Raw genomic sequence first — 21,226 nt, 5'->3', positions numbered from 1 at the left:
AGCCATGACCGATAAGCCTCAGGTACCCGCCCGACAGTCCGCCGAATCCGCGTCCGAGAGCCTGGAGGCGGCAGCGGTTGCCGCGTACCTCGAGGCTCACCCGGACTTCTTCGTCGAGCACGAAGAACTGCTGCCCGCCATGCGCATTCCCCACCGGCGCGGTGACACCGTGTCACTGGTGGAACGGCAGATGACCATTCTGCGCGACCGCAACATCGAGATGCGCCACCGCCTCTCGCAGTTGATGGACGTGGCCCGCGACAATGATCGCCTGTTCGACAAGACCCGCCGCCTGATCCTGGCGCTGATGGACGCCGCCAGTCTCGAAGACGTGGTGATCTGCGTCGAAGACAGCCTGCGCCAGGACTTTCAGGTGCCGTTTGTCAGCCTCATCCTGCTCGGAGACAACCCGGCGCCGGTCGGCCGCTGGGTCACTCACGCCGACGCACAAACCGCAATTGGCGGCCTGCTCACCGAAGGCAAAAGCGTCAGCGGCACCCTGCGTGAACATGAGCTGGACTTCCTGTTCGGCGAAGAGCAGCGCAAGCAGATCGGCTCCACTGCGGTGGTTGCGGTCAGCCACCAGGGGATTCACGGCATCCTGGCGATCGCCAGCCGCGATCCGCAGCATTACAAGAGTTCGGTCGGCACGCTGTTCCTGAGCTACATCGCTGAAGTCATGGGTCGCGTGCTGCCACGGGTCAACAACTCCCTGCGCTCGGTACGCTGAACATGGAACGGCAACTGGACGCTTACTGCGAGCACCTGCGCAGTGAGCGACAGGTGTCGCCGCACACCCTGTCGGCCTACCGCCGCGACCTCGATAAAGTCCTCGGCTGGTGCATCAAGCAGAACATCGGCAGTTGGGCCGCGCTGGATATTCAGCGTCTGCGCAGCCTGATCGCCCGTTTGCATGCGCAGGGCCAGTCTTCGCGCAGCCTCGCCCGCCTGCTTTCGGCGGTACGCGGGCTCTATCACTATCTCAATCGCGAAGGCCTGTGCGACCACGACCCGGCCACCGGCCTGGCCCCGCCGAAAGGCGAGCGGCGCCTGCCGAAAACCCTCGACACCGATCGCGCCCTGCAACTGCTTGAAGGTGCGGTCGAGGATAATTTTCTGGCGCGGCGCGATCAGGCGATTCTCGAGCTTTTCTATTCTTCCGGCCTGCGCCTGTCCGAGCTGACCGGGCTCAACCTCGATCAGCTCGACCTGGCGGACGGCATGGTTCAGGTGCTCGGCAAGGGCAGCAAGACCCGTCTGCTGCCGGTCGGCAAAAAGGCCCGCGAAGCGCTGGAGCAATGGCTGCCACTGCGGGCGATGACCAATCCGGCGGATGACGCGGTGTTTGTCAGTCAGCAAGGCCGCCGTCTCGGTCCGCGCGCGATTCAGGTGCGGGTCAAACTCGCTGGCGAGCGTGAACTGGGGCAAAACCTGCATCCACACATGCTGCGGCATTCTTTTGCCAGTCATTTGCTGGAGTCCTCGCAGGACCTGCGCGCGGTGCAGGAACTGCTCGGCCACTCGGACATCAAGACCACGCAGATCTACACCCATCTGGACTTCCAGCACCTGGCGGCGGTCTACGACAGCGCCCACCCACGGGCCAAACGCAGCAAAGGCGACGATTCATGAACATCCAGTTGATCACCTTCGACCTCGACGACACCCTGTGGGACACCGCCCCGGTGATTGTCAGCGCCGAAGCGGTACTGCGCGAATGGCTGAGCGAACATGCGCCGAACCTCGGCACTGTACCGGTAGAGCATCTGTGGGCGATTCGCGAGCGGGTGCTGGCCAATGAACCGGGGTTGAAACATCGCATCAGCGCTCTGCGTCGGCGAGTGTTGTTTCACGCGATGAAGGACGCTGGATACGCCCATGGCGAAGCAACCGACCTGGCAGACAAGGGTTTTGAAGTGTTTCTGCATGCGCGGCATCAAATCGAAGTGTTCCCTGAAGTCGAGCCCGTGCTGGAGATTCTCGCCAACCATTACGCCCTGGGCGTGGTCACCAATGGCAATGCCGATGTGCGTCGCCTGGGCCTGGCGGACTACTTCAAATTCGCTTTGTGCGCCGAGGACATCGGCATTGCGAAACCGGATGCGCGGCTGTTTCACGAGGCGTTACAGCGTGGTGGCGTGAGCGCTGACCGGGCGGTGCACATTGGTGATCATCCAGGTGATGACATTGCCGGGGCGCAGCAGGCCGGGATGCGGGCGATCTGGTTCAACCCGGCGGGCAAGGCCTGGGAGGCGGATCGTCTGCCGGACGCCGAGATTCGTAGCCTCACGGATCTGCCAGCGGTACTGGCGAATTGGAATTCCCGACTCTCATCCTGAATTTACATCATTCCCTGTGGGAGCTGGCTTGCCAGCGATGAGGCCAGCACATCCAGCATCAATGTTGTCTGGCAGGCCGCCATCGCTGGCAAGCCAGCTCCCACAAGGTCCGCATCGCCTTCAGATGTTTATTCCAGGCATGAAAAAGCCCGCAGCGACGGCGGGCTTTTTCAGCAAGCAAGTGGCACGCCTCAGATAGGGCGGCTGCCGTACTTGTTGTCCGGCTTCTTGGGCGGATCGGCGACCACGTTGGCCTCCACTTCCTGCACCTTGCCACCGCGCGCAAGGAATTCTTCCATGGCCTTGGCCAGGGCGTCACGCTCCTTGTTCTTGGCTTCGATGCTTGGCAACTCGTCTACCGACACCGCAGCCTTGGCTTTGCCTTTGGCAGCCGGGGCCGGCGTATCGTCACCGCCATCGTCTTCAGCAACGTCTTCCGCTGCTGCTTCCAGGCCTTCCTCGGCCTCGTCTTCGTCGCCTACTTCGAGGTCGTCGTTTTCCAGATCATCGTCGCTCATGTTCTACCTCATGACTTGCGAAAAGCAGATTAGTTATAGACCAGCTTTGGCGACTGTCGAAAGTCGCCGGAAAAAAATCGGTAACCGCTGATGATCAGCGGTTTACGCCCCTTCACCGTACAAGGTGGCGAGGACTTTACGGGCACCGCCATGATCACGGTGCTCGCCCAGATAAACGCCTTGCCAGGTGCCCAGTGCCAGCCGTCCCGCCGCTACCGGCAAACTGATCTGGCAGCCCAGCACGCTGGCCTTGAAATGCGCCGGGAGGTCGTCCAGGCCTTCGTCGTTATGCTCATAGCCGTCTGCTCCTTGTGGGATCAGACGATTGAAAAATCGTTCGAAGTCGCGACGGACCGCCGGATCGGCGTTCTCGTTGATGGTCAACGACGCCGAGGTATGCTGCAGCCACAAATGCAACAGACCGATCCGGCACGCCTTGAGTTCAGGCAGGCCGGCGAGTAACTCGTCCGTTACCAGATGAAAGCCCCGGGGCCGTGCCCGCAGGGTTATCAGAGTCTGTTGCCACATACAGTTCTCCGCACGTTCGGGGCGCATTCTAGCGCGCTCTGGGAAAAAACAAAGAGCCTAATATTCCCGCGATGATGTAAGCCATTGGCCGCAGAAAAAAGCGAATCGAAAACACGGCCAAAGCCGTAGGAAAAAACCTTTCAGCCCGCCTTTCAATGACAAATCCCGGACAAAAAAATGCCCGGCAAGCCGGGCAAGTTTTTTTGATACGCGTACTTACAGGTTGTAGCCGCGTTCGTTGTGTTGTGCCAGGTCCAGGCCAACCGACTCTTCTTCCTCGGTCACACGCAGACCCATCACGGCATCCAGTACCTTGAGGATGATGAAGGTGACGACCGCGGTGTAGATCACCGTGAAGCCGACGCCTTTGCACTGAATCCACACTTGCGAAGCGATGTCGGTCACGGTGCCGAAGCCACCCAGCGACGGCGCAGCGAACACACCGGTCAGGATCGCGCCGAGAATACCGCCGATACCGTGCACGCCAAAGGCGTCAAGGGAGTCGTCGTAACCGAGCTTGCGTTTCAGGGTGGTGGCGCAGAAGAAGCACACCACGCCCGCCGCCAGACCGATCACCAGTGCGCCCATCGGGCCCACGGTGCCGGCAGCCGGAGTAATTGCCACCAGACCGGCAACCACACCCGAGGCAATGCCCAGTGCGCTTGGTTTGCCGTGGGTGATCCACTCGGCAAACATCCAGCCCAGCGCGGCAGCCGCGGTTGCAATCTGGGTGACCAGCATCGCCATGCCGGCGGTGCCGTTGGCGGCAGCGGCGGAACCGGCGTTGAAGCCGAACCAGCCGACCCACAGCATCGCTGCGCCCATCAGGGTGTAACCGAGGTTGTGCGGCGCCATCGGAGTGGTCGGGAAGCCTTTGCGCTTGCCCAGTACCAGGCACGCTACCAGACCGGCGATACCGGCGTTGATATGCACCACGGTGCCGCCGGCGAAGTCGAGCACGCCCCAGTCCCACAGCAGGCCGCCGTTACCGGACCAGACCATGTGCGCGATCGGTGCATAGACGAGGGTGAACCACACGCCCATGAAAATCAGCATTGCGGAGAACTTCATGCGTTCGGCGAACGCGCCGACGATCAGCGCCGGGGTGATGATCGCGAAGGTCATCTGGAAGGTGACGAACACCGCCTCAGGGAACAACGCGGCCGGGCCGGTCAGGCTCGCCGGGGTGACACCGGCCAGGAACGCCTTGCCCATGCCGCCGACGAAGGAGTTGAAGTTGACGACGCCCTGCTCCATGCCGGTGGTGTCGAACGCGATGCTGTAGCCATAAATGACCCACAACACGCTGATCAGACCGGTAATGGCGAAGCACTGCATCATCACGGAAAGAATGTTTTTCGACCGCACCATGCCGCCGTAGAACAGCGCGAGGCCGGGAATGGTCATGAACAGCACGAGGGCTGTGGAGGTCAGCATCCAGGCGGTATCGCCGGAATTGAGGACTGGAGGCGCCACCGGATCTGCCGCCATGGCCAGGCCGGGCATTACGATGGACAACAGGGCGCCTAGCCCTGCGAATTTACGCAGAGTCATATTGTTTTCTCCTGGGGCGTTGGGTTTGTGGCGGCGCTTAGATCGCGTCGGTATCGGTTTCGCCGGTACGGATGCGAATCGCCTGTTCCAGATTGACCACGAAGATCTTGCCGTCACCGATCTTGCCGGTGTTGGCCGCCTTGGTTATCGCTTCGATAACCCGATCCAGATCCTTGTCGTCGATGGCCACGTCGATTTTCACCTTGGGCAGAAAATCGACCACATATTCCGCGCCGCGATACAGCTCGGTGTGACCCTTCTGCCGGCCGAAGCCTTTGACTTCAGTAACGGTAATGCCCTGCACGCCGATTTCGGACAGCGACTCGCGCACGTCGTCCAACTTGAACGGCTTGATGATGGCAGTGACTAGCTTCATGAAACTCTCTCCCGAATTGGTGGACTTGCCCCAGGAAAACAAACCCGACTCAAGTCTAAGCGCAGTGCCTGGCTTTGTAACGCATCGTCGGCCTTACCTGCCCGACTGACGCCAGCTAACCGCTGCTGACGAAACTCCCGCTCCGTCTGCCGCACTGCATTCGTCACAGCGACTGCATCAGTGCATGGGTCACTACCGACTAAGCAGAAAGCTTGCCATCTCGCCAAATTCCCCTGATTTCAATCCTTTGGCCGCTACCGCAGGCACTGGCGCGAAAATCGACCGACGGTTACGCACAACAACGGTGCGCCACTGTGCGTCCATCTGCGCGAAAAGCGTGCATCGGTGCCTGCAACAATGACTATAGACACTGCGTGATACACTGCCGGCCACTGTTTACAGGACACCTTCCATGCTCGCGCCCAAAGACTTCCTCGACGCCCTGAGCGGCACCGCCTCCCGCCTCTTCAGCGGCGACACCCCGCTGCCGAAAGCCGAAATCGAAAGCCAGTTCAAGATGCTGCTGCAGAGTGCCTTCAGCAAACTCGACCTGGTCAGCCGCGAAGAATTCGACAGCCAGATGGTCGTCCTGGCCCGCACCCGCGCCCGCCTCGAAAGCCTCGAAGCCAAAGTCGCCGAGCTCGAAGCCAGGCTGACGCCGCCCGCTGAATAATCCGCGCCCTCTGTAGGAGCTGCCGAAGGCTGCGATCTTTTGATCTCCAGCCTTTCATCCCGGTAAACGTCCTACACGCTTCATCGCTAAAAGCCCGCACGCCTGCTTTGAGCCCTGCGCAATTCATAAGTCGACTGAAGATTCATCCAGAACTCAGGCGTAGTCTTGAGATGAACAGCAAGTCTGATTGCCAGATCTGCGCAGATCATCAACTGGCATTTCACAAGCTTTTCGATCTCGCTTTCGTGCCAGTTCGTGGGCGTGGCCAGATCCATGACAGTCATGCCCAACGGCTCCATGAATTCCTTATACAGAACCTCGCCCGGATGAATCGCGCGCATACCATTGCGGTCCATTTTTCGCCTCCAGAGGCTGTATTGATTGGCCAAACTGGAGCATCCGACTCCCGGATACAAGACCTTCACCCCCCCCCCTTTCGCCGGCGTCCTACAACTATTAGGGCATGGCCCTACAAACATCAGCGTCTGCGCCTAATTACGCAGCCCTTAGGCATGTCATTACATTGGCAAATGAAATACGCCCATCAAGAGGGAGGTATCTGTGAAGGACAAGAAGAGGAAGGAAAAGCTATTTCAGATTGTTGATTTGCACCTCGAAGCACTCCGTTTGGCTGGGGATATGTCAGCCAACCAACGGCGATTTATTGAAGTTGCTGTTACATGTGGGCCAGCGCTTGAGCCAAGCGGCGCGCTGGCCGGTAGAAAATCCTGAGTGAAAAATAAAAAAGGCGTCCATAGGACGCCTTTTTTTGTTCGAAGGAATAGTCGCAGCGATTCTTTAGCTCCTGGCTTTACGGCCGTGGGTTCAGAATCCGACAGGCTAGCCCGTCGTCACTACTTCAGAGAAACCAGCTTTCTCTGCTGCCAAAAATGCGGGGGAGCTTTTACTGGTGCCCAGTCCCGACGAATGCGCAGTTGCAGTCCTTGAGCGGGAGGATCCTTCAGTACCGCTCAGGAGTCAAAGCTCATTTACGATCAAGAGCACCGCAAAACCCTCATCCATGCCGACATAAAGTATTGCCTCTCCACCCTCTCACACCATGAACTGGTCATCTCCAACGTCCTTCACTAACGCAAGCACAGTCCTACGATGACCGTCCCCTACGTCTGATTACGTAAGCATCAATGTCTTCGATATCGTCTGCATATTGATCCCGACAGAACAAGACGATGCGAAGAAAAGGCAAAGGTACCGAGCTTCGAAATCAGACACTCAAATCTGAATCGCGCAAACTTGCACATCAAACAATGTCCATGGACCCAGAAGCTCTGGCAGCTGGAGTTGATGCTCTATCACTCAGGATCGATCCGATAACTCCAGTAGCAATCAACGCGTTCCACCAGTGGACCGGCCCCGTTGGGTATCCCTGGGACGCTGTTTTGGACTGGAAGACCAAAGATGCAAAAGGGCTGGACTTGGCGTTCTGGTACGAAGAAGAACTGTGCGGACTGTGCTACGCAACGCCGCGAAGAAGCACGATCTGCATGAAAATCGTCCTTTTGCAGGGACACACCTGCAAGACAAATACCTTGCGGGGCTGGATCGCTCCGATGGCATTGCTGACAACAGAGTTCTACGCCCGGAAGCTGGGGTGCACGCAAATCGAAGTACAAGAGCCAGACTCAGGCGCCATCCCTTACTATCAGACGCTGGGATTTTATTTTGATACAACCGGTCGCCTTGTCTTTCCATTGGACGACCAATAAGATCGAATCAAACATCCAGGCACGTGAGGTGTTTATGAAGCAGAAGAAGCAGAAAACCCAACCGGCACGGGTTTCCAAACCAGGTACCGAGACACTCGGTTTACCGGACAGAGTTTCAGCCAGCCAGCGGCATTTTCTGAAAATAGCCGCGACCTATGGCAAGGAAATGGAGCCCGATGGTTGGCTCGCCGGTGGTGGAACCTGAGTACCGCAAAAATGACCGCCTGACAGGCGGTTTTTTTATGCCTGAGGATTAGTGCCTTCAGCAACATCCAGTGAAAGTTAGCCCTTAAAACTGTCCGACCAACGCTCTCTCCCCAGACTACCCTTCAAAAACCCGCAGGAAGCGGCTCCCCGATTCAGCTCAAGGAACGACCATGTCCCTCTCCATCGTCCACAGTCGCGCCCAGATTGGCGTCGAAGCCCCCGCCGTCACCGTCGAAGTCCATCTCGCCAACGGTCTGCCGTCACTGACCATGGTCGGCCTGCCGGAAGCGGCGGTGAAGGAGAGCAAGGATCGGGTGCGCAGCGCGATCATCAATTCCGGACTGCAGTTTCCGGCGCGGCGGATCACCTTGAATCTGGCGCCGGCGGATCTGCCCAAGGATGGCGGGCGGTTTGATCTGGCGATTGCCTTGGGGATTCTGTCGGCGAGTGTGCAGGTGCCGTGTCTGACGCTGGACGAGGTGGAATGTCTGGGTGAACTGGCGTTGTCCGGGGCGGTGCGCCCGGTGCGCGGGGTGTTGCCGGCAGCACTGGCGGCGCGCAAGGCCGGACGGGCGCTGGTGGTACCGCGGGCGAATGCCGAGGAGGCGTGCCTGGCCTCCGGACTTAAGGTGTTTGCGGTGGATCATCTGCTGGAGGCGGTGGCGCATTTCAACGGTCACACGCCGGTCGAGCCATATGTGTCGGACGGGCTGATCCATGCGGCGAAACCTTATCCCGATCTCAATGAAGTCCAGGGACAGATGGCCGCGAAACGGGCGTTGCTGATTGCGGCAGCGGGCGCGCACAACCTCTTGTTCAGCGGGCCACCGGGAACCGGCAAGACCTTGCTGGCGAGTCGCCTGCCGGGGCTGCTGCCGCCGCTGTCCGAATGCGAAGCCCTGGAAGTGGCGGCGATTCAATCGGTCGCCAGTGGCGTGCCGCTGACGCATTGGCCGCAACGTCCGTTTCGCCAGCCGCACCACTCGGCATCAGGGCCGGCTCTGGTCGGTGGCAGCTCGAAACCGCAACCCGGCGAAATCACCCTCGCCCACCATGGCGTGCTGTTTCTCGATGAACTGCCGGAGTTTGATCGCAAGGTGCTTGAGGTCCTGCGCGAGCCGCTGGAATCCGGGCACATCGTGATCGCCCGCGCCAAGGATCGCGTGCGCTTTCCGGCGCGCTTTCAATTAGTAGCGGCGATGAATCCGTGTCCCTGTGGCTATCTTGGCGAGCCGAGCGGCAAGTGTTCATGCACACCGGACATGGTCCAGCGCTATCGCAACAAGTTGTCGGGGCCTTTGCTCGACCGCATCGATCTGCACCTGACAGTAGCGCGGGAGGCGACCGCGCTGAATCCGGCAGCGAAACCGGGCGAGGACAGTGCCAGCGCCGCAGTCGTGGTGGCCGAGGCGCGGGAGCGCCAGCAAAAGCGTCAGCGTTGCGCCAATGCGTGTCTCGATCTGTCCGGACTGAAGCGGCACTGCCAGTTATCCACAGCCGATGAGCAGTGGCTGGAGTCAGCCTGTGAGCGCCTGACGCTGTCGCTACGTTCAGCACACCGGCTGCTCAAGGTCGCACGCACCCTGGCCGACCTTGAGCAAGTCGGCGCAATCAAGCGCGAGCATCTGGCCGAGGCGCTGCAATACCGCCCGGCGACGCCTTAATGCTCGGTCAGATCCACCAACGGCGCCTGCCGCACTTCGGTTTCGCGTCCGGCCTGAATCTCGGTCACGCGCTTCAACGCGTTATCCACAGCGCCCTTGTTTGCCAGCAGGCTGTAGCTGATCTGGAATTGTTGACTGGCCTTTGGCGCAATGGTCGGTACCAGGTTCAACGGCCGCTGATAGCGGCGGTTGTAGGAAAAGCTGGTGCCCGGCTCCAGACCCGTCACATAGCCCTGCCCTTGGGTATCGGTATTTTTCCACAGCGAAAACACCGGCAACTGCTGGGTATTGAAGCCGACGGAAACGCCGAGGCTGCCCGCCTTGTTGTGCAGAACAGTCAGCGTCTGACCTTGGGCATCCGCGTAGGGCACGACGTTATAAACCGTTTCATCGTAATCCTTGGTCGGCGCGCGGTAGGTCTGCCAGTCGGCCAGTTCAGCCCTGGCCTTGTCGTTGAAGGGCGACACCTGTTTGACCGGCGCGATGAAACGGGCGCCTTGCTCAAGAAACGGTGTACTGAAGTTGCTGTGATACAGCGCCTGATATTCCTTCGGATAGTCGCCATTGTTGGTCAACGTATCGTTCAGCGCGAACGCGGTGCTGCCAGGCACGGTGACCAGTTCGGTGGCCACCGAGAAATCGACTTTCTTGAACGCCTGCTCTTTCAGCTCGCCCCGCAGGCTGATGGCATAGGGTGGTTTTTCGTCGATGTGCAGGGTGACCTTGCTCGCCGGAATGTTCGCGGCGCGCCCGTGCAGGGTCAGCAACTCACCATTGTCCATACCCGGATGGCCGACCCATTCGTAGCCGCAGCGGGTCACCAGCTCATTGAAGCCTTCCAGCCAGCCCAATCCGCCACGGCCATTGAGTTCGATAAAGGCCGGATTGACCACTTCCTTGACCGGCGAATCCCAGCCCATGCGTACGTCGCCGACAGAGGCCTGCAACACATTCATGCCACGGGTCGGCACCACCGAGAGCTTCATGGTGCCGTTATCGATGTCGACGATGCTTACGCCCTCCTGCCGACCACCATGCAGAGTGCGCAGGGTCACGGAAAACGCTTTGTCGGATTTGACGCCCAGCTGCTCACTGGTAACGGACCAGTTCTGCGCGGATTTGTCGCTGTCGAGCAGGACGTAATCCCAAGCCATGGCCTGGGTGGCCGCCGCCAGGGTGGCGAGCGCAACGGCGATTTTGAGCGAAGTCATGAGGCTGCCTTTTATTGGAGTTGTAGAGATTTTATAGCGCTGATGAATCGTTTCAGCAAGCGCAAAAAACCTGTATCCAAACCGCTCTTTGGTGAATGGCAAAATAATCCCGAGCGAGCTTCGCGTGGTTAGGCTAGCCTCATGCGGTTTTGGCCTATCGGCTGATTGACGGCGACATCATAATGACATTAAGGTCGCCAGCTAAATGCAGGAGCAAGGCACAGGCATTTCCGCCTGTCATTTGCGCAACGGAACATATGGAGTATGGATGCGCGGGGCACTACTACGCAGCGGTAAGAGCGGGTCATTCACTGCCTTGGGCGAAACAGGCCAACCCGTTTACCGGGCGGCCCTGCAATTGCGCGAAGCGATTCGCCGCAAGAACCCCGAGTTGGTCGATCACCTGGCCATTCCTCAAAGCGATGAACTCGGCAATCAGATCGACTGGTACAGCGGCATCGACGGCGATGTGATCCCGTGGAGTGCCGCGACCGAAGAAGAGCGCGCGCCTGCGCGTCGCCAGCTCGAAGCGTTGAAAACAGCACTCGAAGAATTGAGTCAGCGTTTCCTCGGCACTGACTCCGAGGAACCGCAGCAAGGCGACAAAGCCGTGTTCGGCAAGTTGCTCAAGCGCGTCATCCATTTCCCCGATGAAAACTTTGTCTACCTGGTGCAAGGCAAACCGGTGCTGACCTTCTGGGGTTTCGAGCATGCCGGTGCTGACCGCAATCGCGATCCGCTGCACTGCCTGTATCAGGTTCCGCCGGTTTTCACCTTGCCTCCCGAAACACCGGCACCGGTCGCGGCACCAGTCGCGCCGGTGGTTCCTGTCGTGGCGCGTCCATGGTGGCGGCGCTGGTGGTGGCTCTTGCTGCTGCCGCTTCTGCTGCTGTTGTTGTGGCTGTTGCTCGGCTTGCGCGGCTGCGTGCCGATTCCCCTGGTGGCCGTTGACTTGTTGCCGGAGGGCGTCGTGCCCGTGGAGCGACAGGTCGAACCACTGCCAGTCGGCACCGCGACCACGCTCAATGGCGTTCCAGTGACGGGTACGGGCACTGGCGTCGACACCGGCGCCGCAGTGCTCGCTACACAACCCGCAGAAGTCCCGGCAGTCGACGGCAACCAAACCGCCGCCGAGAACGCCGGTGTGAGCCAGGATCCACCTGCCGAAACACCCGCCGATGCGGCGCAAAACCCGACTGCGCCACCCGCGCCACCGACAGAGGCTGAAAAAGCCGCTGCGGCCAAAGCGGGCCCGGCTCTGAGCATTCCGCCCAATGCGGCAGACGGTGCCGCCGACTTCCTCGATGGCCAATACCGCGCCGGCGCCGGCATTCAAGACCGCCGAACCGGCAAACCGCTACGCCTGGAATACCAGTTCAAGGACGGCAAGGGCGAAGTCACGGTGCATCAGGCTGATGGCTCGAAGTGCAGCGGCCCGGTCGCCGCCTCCATGAAGGGTGGCAGTCTCGCCATCGACAGTCAGGGCCAGGCCGTGTGCGGCGATGGCAGCACCTACGACATGCCCAAGGTCAACTGCCGCAAGGGAGCGACCACGGTCGCCGACTGCACCGGCGGTTATGGCAAAGATCAATTCCCCATGTCCATGCGGCAGATGGGCGAATAAGCACGGAATAACGCGAAATGTTGCCTGAAGTCACCCAATTCGAAGACACCGTCACGCTCGTCAGTGACACCGGCATCCAGTTCATGGATTTCGCCCTGCGCCTGGATCCGCGCAAGGAACCGGCGGGCGAGTTCGCCCCGATGATCAGCGGCCTGGTCTGCCGGTTGATGTACAACGAAGAGAAAGACTTCTTCTTTTACGAGCCCGAACCGGAAAAGATCGAGAAGGCCAAGCCAGCGTTCAGCCTCGACATGAAAAGCAGCCTCGACCTGCTCGACGGTGTCTGGCTGCCGATTCCGTTTTTCCGCTTCATGCCGCCGCACCGCTTTGACGAAGGCCCGAGCAACTGGTCGCGCATGCGTCTGGTGAAACTGGCTGCGCCCGACATCGACGGCAACACCCATCGCCTGACGATGGCCTTCGACAGCCGCGTGATGCCCAAGCGTGACGGCACCGCCTACCTGGCTCCGAATGAAGAGGACATCAGCTCCGGCGTCTCTTTCAAACTGGCGACCAAGGCCAGTGAGACCCGCTGGTTCCTGGCCCAGCCATGGGTCAACGAATGGCTGCTCGAGTTGTTCAACGAGGGTAACGGCCATCGTTCGCGCGAAGAACTCGACATCGACATTCGCGCCGGCCACCACTTGGCGCACTACCTCAATGTACTGAGCCTGTTGGGCAAACCATCATCGGCCATGCAGTCGACGGCCCGGCCGAAAGTCGATATCCCGGAACTCAAAGTGGTCGCCAATGAAGCCAATGGTCAATCGATTCCGGTTGACCTGGTTCTCGACGTCGGCAACTCGCGCACCTGCGGCATTCTGATCGAGAACCATGGCCAGGCCGGTTCCGGACTCAAGCACAATTACGTGCTGGAGCTGCGCGACCTGATCACACCGGAACACACCTACAATCAGCCGTTCGAAAGCCGTGTCGAGTTCGCCCAGGCGAACTTCGGCAAGGACCATTGCTCGGTCAAGAGTGGTCGGCACGATGCGTTCCAGTGGGCAACGATCGCCCGCGTCGGCAATGAGGCCGGTCGCCTTGCCAGCCGCCGTCGCGGCACTGAAGGTTCGACCGGACTGTCGAGTCCGAAACGCTATTTGTGGGACGAAAAGGCCTACGCGCCGGGTTGGCGTTTCAACTGCTCGTACGTCAAGACCGACAACGAGCCCTACGCCACCGCTGCGCCGTTTTCGCACCTGATCAATGAAACCGGTGAGGCGCTTTACAGCCTCGACGAAGATGACCGCTTGCCGGTGTTCATGCCGCGTTATTCGCGCAGTTCGCTGATGACCTTCATGCTCGCCGAAGTGCTGGCGCAAGCGCTGTCGCAAATCAACAGCCCGGCGCAACGTTCACGTCAGGGGCACACCCGCTCACCGCGTCAGCTCAACAGCATTACCCTCACCGTGCCGCCGGGGATGCCTCAGGCCGAGCGCAGCATTCTCAACGAGCGCATGCTCCAGGCCATCGGTCTGGTGTGGAAAAGCCTCGGCTGGCACGCCGGCGAAGAGGATCCGCACGTCAAGGAAGGCGTCAGCCCGCGCACGCCGATCCCGAGCATCCGCGTCGAATGGGACGAAGCCTCCTGCGGCCAGCTGGTCTATCTGTACACCGAGGTCAACGAGAACTTTGCCGGTCACCCGGAGGAGTTTTTCGACACCATCGCCCGACCTGACAAGACCGACCGCGAACGCATCACGTTGGCGACCATCGACATCGGCGGTGGCACCACGGACCTGGTCATCACCGATTACCGCCTCGACCGCGCCGGCAATACCGGCAGCGGCAGCAACGTGCACATCGTTCCCGAGCAGCGCTTTCGCGACGGGTTCAAAGTGGCTGGCGACGACATCCTGCTCGATGTGATTCAGGACTTCATTCTGCCGAGCTTCGAGAAAGCCCTGCAGAACGCCGGGGTGAAGGCGCCGGATTCGCTGATGTCACGTCTGTGTGGCGACGAATCGGTCAGCGCCCAGGACGTGATCCTGCGCCAGCAACTGAACCTGCAGGTGTTCTCGCCACTTGGCCTGGCGCTGCTCAAGGCCTACGAGCATTACGATCCGCAGGTTCCGCAGGAAGTCACGCCGCAGAGCTATCGACAACTGCTCGGCGACCATGCAATCAGCCAGACCGTACTCGAATACGTCAATGCCGCCGTGCGCCGCGATGTCGGCGGGCAAAGCAATTTCGACCTGTACGAAGCACCGATCAGCTTCGACCTGCAAAAGCTTCACGCGGCGTTTCTCAACGATCAGATCAATATCACCAAGATCCTCGGTGCGCTGTGTGAAGTGGTCGCGCAGTACCCGTGCGACGTTCTCCTGCTGACTGGCCGCCCTTCGCGCCTGCCAGGCATTCAGGCGTTTATCCGCAAGGTCCTGCCGCTACCACCGGGGCGCATTCTGGCCTTGCAGAACTATCGCACCGGCGGCTGGTACCCGTTCCACAAAAACGGCCGCATCGACGATCCGAAAAGTACCGCGTCGGTCGGCGCCATGCTCTGCCTGCTGTGCGCCAACCACAGCGTGCCGAACTTCTACTTCCGCTCTTCGGCGCTGAAACCGTATTCGACGGTCAAGCACATCGGCGTGATCGACCTGAACAACGTGATCAAGGATGCCGACGTGCTGTACCGCGACATCCAGTCCGAAGACTACAAGATCAAGTTGCCGGAAATCGGTGTCGGCGAAGAAGCCGATACGCCGCAGCTGGAAATGCGCGGCGACCTGCGTCTGGGCTTTCGCCAGCTGGCAGCTGATCGCTGGTCGGCCTCGCCGCTGTACACCTTGCGTTTCACCAGATCGGGCCGGGACAAGTTCTCCCGCGCGGTCGGTGAAAATGGCAGCGCGCCGCTGCTCAAGGTGCGGTTCGAGGTCAAGTCCGCCGACAAATACACGAAAACCCAGGCGCTGGTCAGCGACCGCCTCTCGGTACGGTCCATTGAATCCAACAGCAACAATGTCAGCTTCAACCCGCGCAGCGACCTCGAACTGGAACTCAACACCATGCTCGACGCCGGCCTGAGCGAGACCAAGTACTGGCTCGACAGTGGAAGTGTGAAACGCAAATGAACGACCTGACCCCCGAGCAACGCCAGCTCTCTGCCCAATGGGCTGCGGTTTATGAAGGTGCCGGTCAGGCACTGGACTGGATTGGCCAGACGCGCGGCAACGCGCCGCGCCTGGACAGCGAAGCCGACAACCTGAACATCCGCCTGCATCGCGCCCGCAACCTGGCTCACAGCCTCGGTCGCGTGGCCTGCACGCCGATGACCATCGGCTTTTTCGGTTTGTCCCAGGCCGGCAAGTCGTACCTGATCTCGGCCCTTGCGGCCGGTCAGAACGGCAAGCTCGAGACCGACTACGGCGGCCAGCGCCTGGACTTCATCCGGCACATCAACCCGGTCGGTGGCGGCAAGGAGGCAACCGGTCTGGTGACGCGCTTCAGTCGCCGTGCCACGCCGAGTAAAGATCCACAGTTCCCGGTCGAGCTGACGCTGTTCAAGGAAATCGAGCTGGCGAAGATTCTCGCCAACTCCTGGTTCAAGGACTTCGACCTTGAACGGATTTCCTACGAGATCGACGAAGCGCGCATCCAGCGCGTGCTGAAACCCTTCGAAGGCCGCGAGAACGGGCCATTGCAACCGGGGGTCAACGCCGACGATCTGGTGTCGCTGTGGGATTACCTGCGGGACAACTTCCGTAACTCGGTGAAAAAGCTCGAACACCTCTATTGGCCGAAAGCGCTGCAACTGGCGCCACGCCTGAACTACCAGGAACGTGCCGAGCTGTTCGCCATCCTCTGGGGTGAGCAACGCGAACTGACCCGGGTGTATCAGCAACTGGCCGGCGCGCTGCACAAGCTTGGCCTGCCCGAAACCGTGTTCGCGCCGCTCAAGGCCCTGGTGACGTTCGAGAACGGTACTTACAGCCAGCGCGACAGCATCATGAACGTCGACATTCTCGAGCGCTTCGGCAGCCCGGCGGATTTGCCGATCGATGTGCGCCCGCAAGTCGCCGGCCGTCTGCAAAACAGTCAGGGCATCCCGGTGGCGCAGCTGGCGGCGTTGACCGCGGAAATGACCTTCGGCCTGATCGAGCCGCCGGCGGACGACATCGTCAATCAGGTCGATCTGCTCGACTTCCCCGGTTATCGCGGACGCAAGAAGCTCCACGAGATTGCCGACTCCAGCGACCCGGAGTCGGCGACCAAGGACAACTCGGTTTCGCAGTTGATTCTGCGCGGCAAGGTGGCCTACCTGTTCGAGCGTTACACCGACAATCAGGAAATGAACGCACTGGTGGTCTGCACCGGCTCGACCAAGCAGAGTGACGTCAACGACGTGGGTCCGGTGCTGACGCGCTGGATCGAAAAGACCCAGGGTGCCGATGCCGCCGAGCGCAGCAAACGCGCGACCGGGCTGATCTGGGCGTTGACCATGCTCGACCTGCGCGTGACCAACTCCCTGAGCCTGACCGCCGATCAATATGACGAAAGCTGGAACGGCATGGTCAAGCTGACCATGCTCGAGCGCTTCGGCAGCCTCAACTGGATGAACGACTGGGCCGGCAAGCCGTTCCAGAACACCTTCCTGGTGCGCAAGCCACGCATGGACGCGGCGTTCATAGTGCAGGACGCCAATGGCGCCGAAACCGGCCTCAACAGTAATTACCAGGCGCGCGTCGAAGCCTTGGGCAGCAGTTTCGCCAGCAATGCGCTGGTGTGCAAACACGTCGCCAATCCCGCCAAAGCCTGGGCAGAAATGCTGCGCAACGATGACGGTGGCATCAGCCATTTCAGCGGCAGTTTCACCGGCGTGGCCAATATCGAGTTCAAACTGCAGCGCATCCGCGAGCAGCTTGATGAGTGCCTTGAAGGCCTGACCACCCACGGCCTCAGCACTTGGTATCACGCTGACGGGGATGGCGCGGCGGCGGCCAAGAAAGCCCAGGCGCAGATGATTCTGTCCGGCCTGGGTCGGCGTCCGGCGGTGCTGGGCGAACTGATCGACCAGCTCGACATGCGCAGCGAAGAAGTGCGCGACCTGTACCTCAGCGGCGTCTACGAAACCGAAGACGAGCCGGCCGCCAGCGATGAACCGGTCAGCACCCCGCCGAGCCAGAGCCTGTACGGCAACGACGCCGGTTTCGATTTCGACTTCGGTGGCGACCTCGCGCAGGACAGTGCACCGGTCAACAGCAAACCCGCCAGCGCAGCGCCGGAGCTGCAAAGCAATGAGCATCGCTTCGCCAAAGCGGCGTTCAAAGCGTGGATTGCCCACCTGCGCGAACTGACCACCCGGCAAAGCCTGCTTAACCTGCTGGGTCTGGAAAAAGCCTTGCTCGAGGCCGTGGTCGATGAATTGATCACCGCCGGTTACCGCCATGACTTGCCGGGTCAGCTGAGCCGTGCCGTACTCAAACGTGCACAGAGCGGCGCACGCCGCGATCAACTGGTCGAACGCCAAGTCCTGGAAGTCCAGCGTGTGTTGCGTGATTTCGTTTCCTGGTTCGGCTACATCCAGAAACCGGTGAGCGAACGCCCGAACAGTCGCGCCGGAGCCAAGGCGCCGCTGTTTTCGTTCTATGCCGACATCGGTCCGGGACAGGTTCCAGTGCTGCCGGCACAACCATCGAACCAGGCGCAGCTGTTTCTCGGCGACTGGCTCTCGGGCCTGGCCTACATCACGCTGGACAACGCCGGCCATGGTGCCGGTCGCGAAATCACCCCTGAACAGAACGAACGACTGGGCCAAGTGCTCAGCGCCTTCGCAGCGAGATAAGCAATGCCAATTCGTGTCGACCTGCTCGCGTTAGAGCCCAATGTCCCTGGCCGCGCCTGCCTTAGCGTAAAAAAATGGCAAGGCGCCGAAGAGCAGCTGGAGTTTTCCATTCAGCGTAACCAGGACCATTTCTATCTCCAGGAAGGACAAGTCTGGAGCAACAACCCGTTCTGGTTTCAGGTGTCGCGTTTCAACCTCGCCGCCAGCGGTGATGCTCTGGAAGCGCAGGTCGGCCCGGAAGTCGTCGACCCGCTGCTGGAAGGCGGCGCCAATTCGCAATTTCGCATCGAACTGCGCGAGCAGGGGCCGGGGCCGAGCGATGTCGGCGTCGTCCGCCCGGGTGTCGGGCTGCTGCCCTCCACGGCCGGCGGCGAAACCCGCTCGACCTACGGCGCAGCCCAGCTGAATACACCGAGCGCTGAGTCAGCAGAAATTCCCGAGTTGCCAGAGCTGGTGCTGCCTGAGCCCGAGGCGCCCGTCGAACCAGAGCCGCTGGTCGCGGAGCCGGTCTACACTCCGCCGCCGGCGCCGGTGAAGAAAACCAACAAGGGTCTGATCGGTCTGCTCGTCGTGGTGTTGCTGTTGATCGCAGCAGCCATTGCTTTCTGGCTGATCAAACGCACTCCGGAACCTGCCACTCCCGCAGTTGCTGCGGCGCCAGCGGCCAGTGCCGATGCCGCTGCCTGCACGCTGGAAAGCATGAACAGCGTGCCGGAACTGACCTTCGTCCAGACCTGCATCAAGGCTGCGCCCGACAGCGCCAGGCTGCTGGAGATCATCGAGCAGGCCAAGGCCGGCAAACACTGCGGCGTCGCCCAGCGTCTGTACGCCAACCGCGCCCAGGCCGGTGACGCCCTGATCGCCAACGCCTATGCCCATGAATACGATCCAAAGTACCTGAAGCCCAGCGAGTGCTTCCCGGCGGCGGATAACGCCACTGCCGCTTACTGGTACGAAACCATCCTGAGCCAGGACCCGAACAACGCCGAGGCCAAACAACGCTTCGAGGAGTTGCAGAAGTGAAGCGTGCATCCGTGAATCGTTTCCTGCTCAGCGGTGCCGCCGTGCTCGCGCTGTGCATCGGCACGCTGGCACAGGCCGATGACAAACCATTGCTTCAGGCCGGCAAGAAGACGCTGTTCCAGCGCGTGCTGACCACTCCGGGCTGCAAGATCAGCCCGACCGCGGGCGGTGCGGCAGGCGACGAGCAACCGGTGTTCAGCCGTTTCTATGTCTACGAACGTGCGCAGGCGAGCAACGCCGAGTGGCTAAAGGTCGGCCCCGACAGTTACGGCAAAACCATCGGTTGGCTGCCCGCCGGTTGCACCACCGACTGGAAAATGCAGCTGACGCTGGCCTTCACCAACCCGGCGAACCGCGACCGACTGCTGTTTTTCAAAGAACGGGCAACGGTCGAAGGCATCCTTGATGCGCCGGATCCGGTGAGCAAAGTCGCCCCGTTGCGGGCCACGCTGAAAAAAGGCAAGCAGGCTCCCGGCGTGCTCGCCGAAGAACCTGAATACTTCGTCGACCTGCAAAAGCAGTTCTACCTGCTGCCGGTACTCAGCGGCGAAGAAGTCATGACCGAAGCGGGTTTCCGCACCCGCCTGCTCAATGTCGCATCGGTCAGCAAAGCCGAGGCCAAGGACACCGCAGCTGCTGCCGCGGGTGGCGCATCCGGCGGCAAGGAAGCTGAAGAAAAAGCCACCAGCCAACTGAAGGAATTCAGTGCCGCGGTGGTATTCGTCATCGACTCGACCATTTCCATGGACCCGTACATCGACCGCACCCGCGAAGCGATTCGCAAGGTCTATCAGCAGATCGAATCGCAAAACCTCGGCAAGCAGGTGAAGTTCGGCCTGGTCGCTTTCCGTTCCAGCACCGATGCGGTGCCGGGACTGGAATACACCACCAAAATGTACGCCGACCCGACCAAGGTGAAGGACAGCGCAGACTTCCTCGCCAAGGTCGCCGACCTCAAGCAGGCCAAGGTCTCCAGCAGCAGCTTCGACGAAGATGCCTACGCTGGCGTGATGCACAGCATCGACAAGGTCGACTGGAGCCAGTTTGGCGCGCGTTACGTGGTGCTGATCACCGATGCCGGTGCCATCGAAGGCGACGACAAACTGTCGAAAACCGGCTTGAGCGCTGCGCAGGTGCGTATTGAAGCGGCCAATCCGGGCGTGGCGATTTATACCCTGCACCTGAAGACCCCGGCGGGCATGAAAGACCACGCCAAGGCCGAAGCGCAGTACCAGAATCTGTCGACTTATCCGGGCACCAACACTTCGCTGTACTACCCGGTGAACGCCGGTGACATTCAGGAGTTCGGACACAAGGTCGACACCCTGGCCGCGGCCATCACCTCGCAGGTGAAAGCGGCCTACATGGGCGAAGACGCCATCGGCAGCGCGGTGAACGCCAAGCAGGATCCGGCCGAGAAGAAGATGCTCGACGATGCCGCGCTGATCGGGCACGCCATGCAACTGGCGTATCTGGGCGAGAAGACCAACAGCAAGGCTCCGCCAGTGTTCAAGGCGTGGATTACCGACCGCGATCTGATCAAACAGAACATCCCGACCACCGATGTGCGCGTGTTGCTGACCAAATCCCAGCTCAGCGATTTGAGCGATGTGATGAAGCAGATCCTCGACGCAGCCAACGAAGGCCTGATCTCGCCGACGGAAATGTTCGATCGCCTGCGCGCCGTCGCCGCGACCATGGGCGCCGATCCCAATCAGCTCAAACAGAACGGCAACGCCAGACTGGCGGACATGGGTGTACTCGGCGAGTACCTCGAAGACCTGCCTTACCAGAGCGAAGTGCTGAACCTCGACGAAGAGACCTGGAAGAGCTGGGACGGTCTGGCACAAGAGAAATTCATCCGTACGCTCAACACCAAACTGCGGCACTACCAGCGTTACAACGCTGACGTCGACCGTTGGGTGGCATTGGCCAAGGACAGCGATGCACGGGACAACGTTTATCCCGTGCCTCTGGAAATGATGCCCTGACGA

19 protein-coding genes are annotated in these 21,226 nt (G+C 60.6%); 13 read left to right on the top strand and 6 right to left on the bottom strand.

The window, feature by feature from the left end; all coding sequences use genetic code 11:
• Nucleotides 1-4 precede the first annotated feature (4 nt).
• The 3 genes from ACXR0M_RS01780 to ACXR0M_RS01770 are packed head-to-tail and all read left to right on the top strand — an operon-like array spanning nucleotide 5 to nucleotide 2,339.
• The gene (locus tag ACXR0M_RS01780) at nucleotides 5-730 is read left to right on the top strand and encodes a DUF484 family protein (RefSeq protein WP_458829356.1); all 726 of its coding nucleotides are present in this window, start codon (nucleotides 5-7) and stop codon (nucleotides 728-730) included.
• A 2-nt stretch (nucleotides 731-732) separates the two neighbouring features.
• Nucleotides 733-1,632: a tyrosine recombinase XerC gene (gene xerC / locus ACXR0M_RS01775; RefSeq protein ID WP_458829353.1), complete on the top strand. Its 900-nt coding sequence runs from the start codon at nucleotides 733-735 to the stop codon at nucleotides 1,630-1,632.
• Complete coding sequence (locus tag ACXR0M_RS01770) at nucleotides 1,629-2,339, top strand: HAD family hydrolase (protein WP_458829351.1); 711 nt, start codon at nucleotides 1,629-1,631, stop codon at nucleotides 2,337-2,339. The genes xerC and ACXR0M_RS01770 overlap by 4 nt, the downstream gene beginning before the upstream one ends.
• A gap of 191 nt (nucleotides 2,340-2,530) precedes the next feature.
• Here ACXR0M_RS01770 and sutA read toward each other — a convergent pair whose 3' ends face one another.
• The 4 genes from sutA to glnK form a co-directional block, all read right to left on the bottom strand.
• Nucleotides 2,531-2,857 carry a transcriptional regulator SutA gene (gene sutA, locus ACXR0M_RS01765; RefSeq protein WP_016772583.1) on the bottom strand — a complete coding sequence of 109 codons (327 nt, stop codon included), beginning with the start codon at nucleotides 2,855-2,857 and terminating at the stop codon, nucleotides 2,531-2,533.
• A gap of 102 nt (nucleotides 2,858-2,959) precedes the next feature.
• Nucleotides 2,960-3,385 carry a secondary thiamine-phosphate synthase enzyme YjbQ gene (locus tag ACXR0M_RS01760; protein ID WP_458829349.1) on the bottom strand — a complete coding sequence of 142 codons (426 nt, stop codon included), beginning with the start codon at nucleotides 3,383-3,385 and terminating at the stop codon, nucleotides 2,960-2,962.
• Nucleotides 3,386-3,601: 216 nt separating this feature from the next.
• Entirely contained in the window at nucleotides 3,602-4,939 is a 1,338-nt protein-coding gene (locus ACXR0M_RS01755; RefSeq protein ID WP_458829347.1) for an ammonium transporter, read from the bottom strand.
• A 37-nt stretch (nucleotides 4,940-4,976) separates the two neighbouring features.
• Nucleotides 4,977-5,315 (bottom strand): P-II family nitrogen regulator, encoded by a 339-nt coding sequence (glnK, locus tag ACXR0M_RS01750; RefSeq protein WP_002555808.1) that lies wholly within the window; start codon nucleotides 5,313-5,315, stop codon nucleotides 4,977-4,979.
• Between the two features lie 412 nt (nucleotides 5,316-5,727).
• Between glnK and ACXR0M_RS01745 the strand changes: the two genes are divergently transcribed.
• Entirely contained in the window at nucleotides 5,728-5,988 is a 261-nt protein-coding gene (locus tag ACXR0M_RS01745; protein WP_041071977.1) for an accessory factor UbiK family protein, read from the top strand.
• An 86-nt stretch (nucleotides 5,989-6,074) separates the two neighbouring features.
• On the opposite strand, the gene ACXR0M_RS01740 is transcribed toward ACXR0M_RS01745, so the two are convergent.
• Complete coding sequence (locus ACXR0M_RS01740) at nucleotides 6,075-6,344, bottom strand: HigA family addiction module antitoxin (RefSeq protein ID WP_458829341.1); 270 nt, start codon at nucleotides 6,342-6,344, stop codon at nucleotides 6,075-6,077.
• Between the two features lie 205 nt (nucleotides 6,345-6,549).
• Between ACXR0M_RS01740 and ACXR0M_RS01735 the strand changes: the two genes are divergently transcribed.
• The 4 genes from ACXR0M_RS01735 to ACXR0M_RS01720 all read left to right on the top strand — a co-directional run bounded on the left by ACXR0M_RS01735 (nucleotide 6,550) and on the right by ACXR0M_RS01720 (nucleotide 9,586).
• Nucleotides 6,550-6,720, top strand: a complete 171-nt coding sequence (locus ACXR0M_RS01735) for a hypothetical protein (RefSeq protein ID WP_458829339.1) — start codon at nucleotides 6,550-6,552, stop codon at nucleotides 6,718-6,720.
• 542 nt (nucleotides 6,721-7,262) lie between these two features.
• Complete coding sequence (locus ACXR0M_RS01730) at nucleotides 7,263-7,715, top strand: N-acetyltransferase (protein ID WP_224794712.1); 453 nt, start codon at nucleotides 7,263-7,265, stop codon at nucleotides 7,713-7,715.
• 34 nt (nucleotides 7,716-7,749) lie between these two features.
• Nucleotides 7,750-7,920 (top strand): hypothetical protein, encoded by a 171-nt coding sequence (locus tag ACXR0M_RS01725; RefSeq protein WP_458829337.1) that lies wholly within the window; start codon nucleotides 7,750-7,752, stop codon nucleotides 7,918-7,920.
• Nucleotides 7,921-8,092: 172 nt separating this feature from the next.
• Nucleotides 8,093-9,586 carry a YifB family Mg chelatase-like AAA ATPase gene (locus tag ACXR0M_RS01720; protein WP_458829335.1) on the top strand — a complete coding sequence of 498 codons (1,494 nt, stop codon included), beginning with the start codon at nucleotides 8,093-8,095 and terminating at the stop codon, nucleotides 9,584-9,586.
• Here ACXR0M_RS01720 and ACXR0M_RS01715 read toward each other — a convergent pair.
• A complete protein-coding gene (locus tag ACXR0M_RS01715; protein ID WP_458829333.1) occupies nucleotides 9,583-10,797 on the bottom strand; it encodes an aldose 1-epimerase family protein in 1,215 nt (404 codons plus the stop codon). The genes ACXR0M_RS01720 and ACXR0M_RS01715 overlap by 4 nt on opposite strands.
• A gap of 268 nt (nucleotides 10,798-11,065) precedes the next feature.
• Between ACXR0M_RS01715 and ACXR0M_RS01710 the strand changes: the two genes are divergently transcribed.
• The 5 genes from ACXR0M_RS01710 to ACXR0M_RS01690 are packed head-to-tail and all read left to right on the top strand — an operon-like array spanning nucleotide 11,066 to nucleotide 21,223.
• The gene (locus ACXR0M_RS01710) at nucleotides 11,066-12,421 is read left to right on the top strand and encodes an SrfA family protein (protein ID WP_458829331.1); all 1,356 of its coding nucleotides are present in this window, start codon (nucleotides 11,066-11,068) and stop codon (nucleotides 12,419-12,421) included.
• Nucleotides 12,422-12,438: 17 nt separating this feature from the next.
• The gene (locus tag ACXR0M_RS01705; protein WP_458829329.1) at nucleotides 12,439-15,498 is read left to right on the top strand and encodes a virulence factor SrfB; all 3,060 of its coding nucleotides are present in this window, start codon (nucleotides 12,439-12,441) and stop codon (nucleotides 15,496-15,498) included.
• On the top strand, nucleotides 15,495-18,209 hold the full coding sequence (locus ACXR0M_RS01700; RefSeq protein ID WP_458829327.1) for a putative virulence factor: 2,715 nt from the start codon (nucleotides 15,495-15,497) through the stop codon (nucleotides 18,207-18,209). The genes ACXR0M_RS01705 and ACXR0M_RS01700 overlap by 4 nt, the downstream gene beginning before the upstream one ends.
• Before the next feature lie 3 nt (nucleotides 18,210-18,212).
• A complete protein-coding gene (locus tag ACXR0M_RS01695; RefSeq protein ID WP_458829325.1) occupies nucleotides 18,213-19,232 on the top strand; it encodes a hypothetical protein in 1,020 nt (339 codons plus the stop codon).
• An 11-nt stretch (nucleotides 19,233-19,243) separates the two neighbouring features.
• Entirely contained in the window at nucleotides 19,244-21,223 is a 1,980-nt protein-coding gene (locus ACXR0M_RS01690) for a vWA domain-containing protein (protein WP_458829844.1), read from the top strand.
• Nucleotides 21,224-21,226: the final 3 nt, after the last annotated feature.

The sequence above is a fragment of the Pseudomonas sp. Eth.TT006 genome (genome assembly GCF_054456575.1).
The sequence above is the reverse complement of the archived record's forward strand: the minus strand, read 5'-3'. Positions and strand labels throughout refer to the sequence as shown.